This is a genomic window from Magnetococcales bacterium (genome assembly GCA_015228935.1).
GTDB lineage: Bacteria > Pseudomonadota > Magnetococcia > Magnetococcales > DC0425bin3 > HA3dbin3.
Genome location: JADGCO010000149.1, coordinates 1 through 7,960, shown reverse-complemented (window position 1 = coordinate 7,960; position 7,960 = coordinate 1). Strand labels below are relative to the sequence as shown.

Genomic DNA, 7,960 nt, shown 5'->3' with positions numbered 1-7,960 from the left:
TGAATCCGCAACCGGGGCGCAGGCAGCAAAAAATGGCTCTGGATCCGGGCCTGGACCTGGAGGAGATTCTGCAACCGGTGCGCACCAAAACGATCCTGAATCCGCAACCGGGGCGCAGGCAGCAAAAAATGGCTCTGGATCCGGGCCTGGATCTGGACCTGGATCAGGCAACATCTCCGGGCTGGTCGCACTGGGGATCCGCATTTCTCTCTGCATCAAGAAATTTGTTCAAGGCCACCCTGAACTGGTATCGTGAACGCTTTGGAAAAAAATTGTCCTGAGAAGGTTGAACTGATCGAACATGGCCGAAGCCAAAAAAGAGGAGGATGACCTGGAGCCGTATGCCACGGAGCCGCTCAACGACGAGCGACTGCGCCGCATGAAACGTCTTCTGCGCGACATGTACCGGGATGAGATTGCCAACCAGAAACTGCACCTGCCACCCATCAGGGCACGCTTTCTCATCGTCCTGCTCTCTTTTGTGTCCATTCTCGTCTTCGGCATCACCACGCTCTACAATTTCAACCGGTTCGTCACCCTGGAAGAGCGGGTCCTGTCGGCGGAAGGACATGTCCAGGACGTGATTCAACGCCGCCGGAATCTGTTCCACAACCTGATCAACATGACCCTGAACAATGCCATGCTGGAACAGGATATCGTGCAGCAGGTGACCAGCCGCCGCACGGAGATCGGCCGTACTCCCGCCAGGGAAAACACCCCGGCCCCCCTCCCCGCTGCCCCGGCTCCCCCACCCTCCCCGGCCCCGGCCCCGGCCCCTGAAAGCCAGGAAAAACTGGCCCAGCTCCTCAAAGGCAGCATGGAAGGTGAACTGAGCAAAGAGGCCATGGCAAAACTGCTGGCCATTGTGGAACAATACCCGAGCATCACCACCACCGTGACCTACCAGCAATTGATGGATAAACTGGTCGAACTGGAAGATCGCATTTCGCACCGGCGCGATGAGTACAACGAAGAGGTACGGGTCTACAACACCCTGATCACGTCGTTTCCCTGGTATTTTCTGGCCAGGATTACCGGGTTCCGACGTGCCGCATACTATCACGCCTCGCATGAAGAGTTGCCGCAAATGTCTCCGGAGAGGTTCATCCGGTTGCTGCCCCGGAATGAAAAGGGAACCCAACCAGCCGGTGAACATGACGCAGACAAGAAAGCCAGGCCACCAGAGAAAGGGAGTCACCCGCAACCATGAGACATGAGCGTTGCAAATCGTGCTACCACGAACACGTCTGGTACTCCATCGCCAACAATGTCTTCCTGGTCCTGTACAAGGGAATCCTGGGCGTCCTGACCGGGTGTCAGGCCCTGATCGCCGACGCCTTTCACTCCTCGGCAGACCTGCTCGCATCGATCATCACCCTCTTCAGCCTGCAAATTTCGGAAAAACCACCCGATGCCGATCACCATTACGGCCATGGCAAAATCCAGTTTCTCTCCTCCTCCATCGTGGGATTGATTCTGCTCGGCGGCGGTATCTTTCTCCTGATCAACGCCGTCACCTCGATCATGACGGGCGAATATGCCCAGCCGGACTCGTTTGCCCTGCTGGGAGCCGCCGTTTCGGTGGCCATGAATGAATTGTTGTTCCGCTATCAGAGTTGCGTGGGACGGGAAAACAACAGCCCGGCCATCATGGCCAACGCCTGGGACAACCGCTCCGATGCCTTCTCCTCCATGGCCGTGCTGCTGGGAATCAGTCTGGCAACCTTCGGACTGCCCATTGCCGATCCCCTCGCCGCCCTCGGGGTCTCGCTGGTGGTGGCCAAAATCGGCATGGACCTGATCCTGGAAGCCATCGACGGCCTGATGGACGCCTCGCTCGGCATGGATGAACTCAAGGCCATCCACAATGTCATCAACAAGGTCCCCGGCATCCAGGGCGTCTCCTACATGCGCGGCAGAACCATGGGTGACCGCCTGCATGTGGAGGTCGATGTCCTGGTGCCCGAAACCCTCAAAGTCTACGAAGGCGACCTGATCGTCGATCTGCTCCGCCAACGCATCATGGATGAAGTCGAACACATGGGAGAGCTGGAAATTTTTCTCTCGCCAGTCGAGGTTGCCGAAACCTGATGTTTGAAAACCCAGGGATTGGGTGAGGGGTTTGTCATAAATGGTACGAAAATTGCTTAAATCACCGCAGACCGGGAATATTCCATGAAACTCGAAGAGTGGATCGGTGTGACCGGAGCCATTTTTTTGTTGGGTGTCATGGCGCTGGCGTTTTATCCGTCTGACCCGCAAAAACCACAGACCCCAGCCGGTGGCGGTGGCGAGGCCATCAATCTCGTCGTCCCACAACCCGGTTTTGTGGGGGCACCCCCGGCAGGCGGAACCTCCCCGGCCTATCCCGGCCTGGGACAAATGCTGAATGTCGCGGCACCCGGCAACGCGGTACCCGGTGGCACAACAGACCCCAACGCCGCCACCACAACCGCAACCGAGGGGGGGACCCCGATCCAGCCAGGCATGGTCCCCTTCGAACAGGCCCCCATGGTCCGTTTTGAAGGAACCATCCAACAAATCACCGAGTTGCCACAACAAGACCGGCAGGTTCACATCTGGATTCACGAGATTGGAGGCCGCGAAAGCCATGTCAGCGTCGGACCCAAATGGTTTCTGGGATATCTGGGATGCGACCTGATCCATGATCAACGGGTATCCGGCAAAGGGTTCCGCTTTGATCGCACCCGTCTCGACCCTGATCCGGTCGTCTATGCCAAGCAGTTGTTCGTCAACGGACGCTGGTGCCAACTGCGCAACGATGAAGGGTTCGCCTTATGGTCGAACCAATTGCGGTAGACCAGGATGAGAAACCGGCGACCAAACCGGGTCAAGCCCTTTACCAGCATGCTCATGGTGCTGGTCATTCTGGGTACAGGGGGGCTTCTGTATGAAAAATACCAGGGAACCCTCGCAGAATGGACCCAGACCCGGTTGCCCCGTTTTGTCCGGGGAGAAATTTTCGGCACCATGCCAGCCCCCACCGAGCCGACCATGCCGGAGCAGGTGATCGACACGATGAATGCCATCCAAAAAAATCCGGTCCGCCCAACCAAAATGGTGGTCAAACGGCTGCCCATCATTCCGCGTAACGCCCGCATTCCCCATCCCTATTGGGGAAACTGCACCAAATGCCATCTGATCCAGGGCGGTGCCCCCCCCGGAAGCCAACCCATTACCCCGGTCGGCAAGGTGCTGGAGCGGGTGTCGTCCATCTACAAGATCGGTCCTCCCATCCTGCCCGACTCCACACGCCACCATCCGGCGGCAGGCCGCTGCATCAAATGCCATGACATCGTTGTCCAGGTGCCTGCCGGTTGACGGGAGACTCGCATGTCGGAACAACTCGTTACATTCATTGTCACCCCCGTTGCCTCCTGGCTGCTGGCCCTGTTTGTCCTGGTGCTGGGTCTTCTGGAGTGGGCCAACCTCATTCATGTGCGCCTGCGGAACGTGCGCGAACAGCTGAACCTGGCCCTGCACCTGCTGGACTCCAGTCCGGAAGAGAACGAAGCGTTTGCCGGCGTGTTTCGCTCCCTGAGTGCCAAATGGGGTGCCATCGATTTTTACCGGCTGACCTGGAATGCCTTCCAGGGCACGATTGTCCCGCCCGCCGGTGCAGGCGGGGTACGCTCCCTCGTGCGGGCATCCACCTTTTTCACCCCGGAACATTTGTTGCCCGTGGCCCTGCCCGTGCGGCGGCTGCGCCTGATCCCGTTTTTTTTGGTCAGTACGGGTTTTTTGTTGTCGATCATTGTGTTGTTGACCAACCTGCTCTTGTCCGTGCGGGGCGTGATGCCCGGAGACGGCACGACCATTCACCTGCTGATCGGCCATGAGTGGCGACTCCTCCCCCTGCACCTGCTGCCGGCCCTGACAGGTCTGTTCGGAGCCATCTGGTTTGCCCTGGAGACCCGTCGTCACCTGGCCGGACTCGAAGCCCGCATCAGCCGCTTCGCCCGGGGATTGGAAACCCGGATCCACTACCTGCCCGGTGCCACCCTGCTGGCCGACCACCTGAGCCAGAAACAGGAAACACCCCTCGTGGCCAGGGCGGAACTCGCCCCGGATTGGATCGATCAACTGGCAAAAACCCTGCATGAGGCCCTCTCCGAACGGGATGCCGCCCGCCAGGGTCTCCTGGACCGATCGTTCCTGGAAGGCCTGAACGGCATCACCCGGAATCAAGAAAAAGAACAGGAGCTGCTCCACGCCGTGTCCGAACACATGGAACGGATGGCCCAGTTTTTCGAAAACAAATGGCTGCGGGTGGTCAAGGAGACCATGGAACCGGTGATCCAGACCCTGGGCAGGGGCGATGAACGCTGGACATCCCTCCTGGAAATGCTCGAAAAAGGCCAGATGCGCCAGACCGAAGGCCTGGAAAGACAAAGCCAGCGTTTTGGCGAAATCCAGAAATCAAATACCCGGGAACTCGATCAATCCATGGCCACGGCAGTCAGCACCGTCGGCACCCGGATCCAGATGGCATTGCAGGAACAGATGGAGCGGCTGGTCAACAGATCCGAACGTCTCGCCATCCTCCTGGAGGGATTGCAGACCAGCCTTGGCCAGATGCGGGAAACCCTGCAATCCGGTTCAGCCACCCAGCACACCGAACTGCGCGAACAATGGCGCAACATGCGCACCATGGTGCAAAACCTGGCCGTCGATCTCCAGCGTACCATGCACAAGCAACAGGAAAAAGTCGAACCCGCGCTGGCCCAGGTCACCGCCACCCTGTCCGAACTGGAAAGCCGCCAGACCGGCAACAACCAGACCCTGCAAGCCACCCTGCTCGACAAGGTGACCGCCACCCTGCGCCAGGAGAGCGACAAGCTGGCCGACCGTCAGGCACGTGGTCTCGAACGGGCACTGGGCGACATGCGCAGCCAGATTGAAAACGTGGCCCCGGCAGATGCGGAACACCTGGCATCGCTGGCAGAAAAGCTGGAGCGGGTCATCGTCCTGCTGGCCGGAAAAGGGGAGACGGTAAACGGCATCTCCCTGGATCCGGTCATCGAATGGGTCCGCGGTGAAAGCGCCCGCATGGCCCACCGCAACGAAACCGTCATCCGGAGTGCGCTGGCCGAGTTGCTGGCAGCCATCCCGGGTCGCCATACCGACAAGGATGAATCAGAACAGTACATCCAACGTCTGGAAACCGTGGGACGCCGGCTGGAGGAAGGGGTGACGCTCCTGACCAGCTCGCAAAGCAGAATCCAGGATTTGCACACGCTGATACAGCAAGGCAACAGTCAGGCCGGCGCAGCGAATCAGGAAGAGCTGCGTCTCCTTCTGGAGGGAGTCAGAGAGGATCTTCTCGACCATGAAAAGCAGGCTGCGGAACGTCTGACAGCCCTGGCCGGTCAGTTCGAGCGGATCAGCGCAACCGTGCAACAGGTACGCAGCGAGGATGGCCAAAAGGCGGACAATCATTGGCACACCCTCCGGGAAGCATGGCAAACCCAGGCCGATGACCTGCGCAAAAACATCATGGATGAGGCCAACCGCCTGCATCGGGTGGTGCAGGTGTTCCATGCCACCCTCGAACGCATGGAACGGCTGGAGCGGGAACGCCAGACAACGGACGCCGATCAACGGCAGGCAGAGGTCAAGACATTGCAGCTCATGCTGCAAAACCTGCAGGAAGAAAGCCGTCAAGGCGTGGAAGAGAGCCGCCTGGAAATGCGCCAGATGGTGCAGCGTCTGCAAGAAGAGATCCTGGCGAGACTGCACTCAGGCGACGAAATGCGTCCGGCTGAACTGCACCTGGTCGGCGAAGCACCCCCGTCGGACCTGCCTGCGGGGGACGACTCCCGTCCGGGTCACACAGATTCCGATGGCGCCAGAGGCCCGGTCAACCAGCACGACAACGGCACGGAACAGCTCCTCACGGCAACTCTCGCCGCCCTGGAACAACGAATTCAGGCGATGCATCTCCATCTGCTGCAAGAGATTGATGCCAGAATGACAGCCGCCCTGCCGGCGGTCCATGCCCTGGTCCAGGAACCGGAGGGAGTCGATGCCAACAGGCTGAACCGGATGTTGCACGACCTGCGCACGGCCAGTGACCAGGCCATTCAAGACAACCGCCTGGAAATACAGCACATGTTGCAAGGTCTCCAGGAAGAACTCGTCCGGAACATTCAGGCCCGCAGCGCAGCAGGCCAGGCCACGGAACAGGCCATCCGGGAAGGGATCACCCAGATCCAGGACTCACTGCAAACCCTGACAAGCCGTCCCCTCGCCCTGCATGGGGATGCCGTCACCGTCCAGGAGGGAATCGCCCGCATCCAGGACTCACTGCAAACCCTGGCAAACCGTCCCGTCACCCTGCATGGGGATTCCGTCGCCGTCCAGGAGGGAATCACACGCATCCAGGACTCACTGCAAACCCTGGCAAACCGTCCCGTCACCCTGCATGGGGATTCCGTCGCCGTCCTGGTGGAGCAACTTCGGGAGCGCCCCATTCAAGTGGCAGAAGATGTCCTGCTGCCACTGACAATCCTGTTCCAGGAGGAAGTGGAAAAGAGTTGCGGCATGGATGTCGAAAAATTGCAGCAGGTATTGGAAAATCTGCGCGCCGACAACAGCCCACGGGGCGAGGTCGATCACCAGGAAATCCGCCGGATGGTGCAACACCTCCAGGAAGAAATATTGACGCAGATGCGTGCCGGTGGCGAAACAAGCCGTGCCACCGAACAGGCCATCCTCGACAATATCGCCCGTCTGGAACGACAATTATTGGAAAATCAGACCCGGCTGCTGGCAGAAAGCAACGTGCAGATCACGGATGCCGTCACCGATGCGGTCCTGGACACCATGCAAACCATCGCCAGGGACCTGGGCGCAAAAGTGACAACGGAATTGACCTCGGAGCTGACGCAGGAGTTGGATAGACAAACCCAGACCATGCGCGGCATCGTCAGTGATCTGGGCGAAACTGTCACGACAGAGTTGCAGGCCACCACCCTCCAGACCCCCCCCGTGCGCGTGGCAGAAGATGTGTTGCTGCCGCTGGTGATCCTCTTCCAGGAAGAGGTGGAAAAAAGTCTGGTGCAAAACCAGGCACGCCTGCAAACCATCGTCCATGACCTGGGTACACAATTGACAACGGAGATGAATCGTCCCGTCACGTTGCAGGAACAATCCGTGGCACATCTGGCGGAACAGCTTCGGGAACGTCCGGTTCAGGTCGGAACCGAGGCCATGCAACCCCTGGTGACCCGGTTCCAGGAACAGATGGAAAAAAGTCAGGATCGCCACCGGGAAGAATTCCAGAAACTGTTGGCCTCCCTGACCCAACATTTGACGCAGGTGTTCGGTCAGGGTTTCGGGACAACCCAGAAAACCCTGACCTGGTTGCGCCAGACACTGGAACAGAAAACCACAACCGGTCACCGCGAATTGCTGGAAAAAATGACCCTCCTTGCCCGGGAAGCCGAAGAACGCCACGCCCAGGCAGAACAACAACGCAAACAAAGCTCCCAGGAAGTCATGGAGATTCTGTTCCAACGGGTCAGCTCGACCATGGATGACCGCCTGCTCCCGGTCAAGAGTGCCCTGGAAGAGATGCGCCAGGCCATGAGCGAAAGTGTTGCCCTGGCCAGCCAGGAATTGATGGAAAAAATGGTCAATCTGGCCAATATCATTGAAACCGTTCAAGACAACTCTTTCGGAATCCATGCAGAACTCGAAGCCCTGGATGAACCGTTCATGCAGTTGGCAGATTCCATCCGTGACAGCATCCAGGGCATGGAACAAACCCGTGACGCCGTGTATTTCTTTACGGAAAAATTTCCGGAGCTTTTGGCCGTATTTCTTGAAGCTGTTGAAGAATATTGAAAAACGTGAGTACCCATCTGCACCGGCCACGGAATTGAGCAGCTCCTGTTCTTTTTCTTGATTCCGGGTGATGCCGTTCAGGCCTTCCAGG

At 58.8% G+C, this 7,960-nt stretch carries 6 protein-coding genes; all 6 read left to right on the top strand.

Translation table 11 applies throughout. The annotated features are described in order from the left end of the window. The first annotated feature begins 32 nt into the window (after positions 1-32). The 6 genes from HQL65_19630 to HQL65_19605 all read left to right on the top strand — a co-directional run bounded on the left by HQL65_19630 (position 33) and on the right by HQL65_19605 (position 7,869). Positions 33-281: a hypothetical protein gene (locus HQL65_19630; protein MBF0138448.1), complete on the top strand. Its 249-nt coding sequence runs from the start codon at positions 33-35 to the stop codon at positions 279-281. A gap of 20 nt (positions 282-301) precedes the next feature. After that, entirely contained in the window at positions 302-1,210 is a 909-nt protein-coding gene (locus tag HQL65_19625) for a LemA family protein (GenBank protein MBF0138447.1), read from the top strand. Then, positions 1,207-2,091, top strand: coding sequence for a magnetosome biogenesis CDF transporter MamB (gene mamB, locus HQL65_19620; protein MBF0138446.1), 885 nt, complete (start codon positions 1,207-1,209; stop codon positions 2,089-2,091). Before HQL65_19625 ends, mamB begins: the two co-directional genes overlap by 4 nt. Before the next feature lie 84 nt (positions 2,092-2,175). Beyond that, positions 2,176-2,820 (top strand): hypothetical protein, encoded by a 645-nt coding sequence (locus HQL65_19615; GenBank protein ID MBF0138445.1) that lies wholly within the window; start codon positions 2,176-2,178, stop codon positions 2,818-2,820. A gap of 6 nt (positions 2,821-2,826) precedes the next feature. Next, positions 2,827-3,342 (top strand): magnetochrome domain-containing protein, encoded by a 516-nt coding sequence (locus tag HQL65_19610; GenBank protein MBF0138444.1) that lies wholly within the window; start codon positions 2,827-2,829, stop codon positions 3,340-3,342. Positions 3,343-3,354: 12 nt separating this feature from the next. Further along, complete coding sequence (locus tag HQL65_19605) at positions 3,355-7,869, top strand: hypothetical protein (protein MBF0138443.1); 4,515 nt, start codon at positions 3,355-3,357, stop codon at positions 7,867-7,869. The last annotated feature ends 91 nt before the right edge of the window (positions 7,870-7,960 follow it).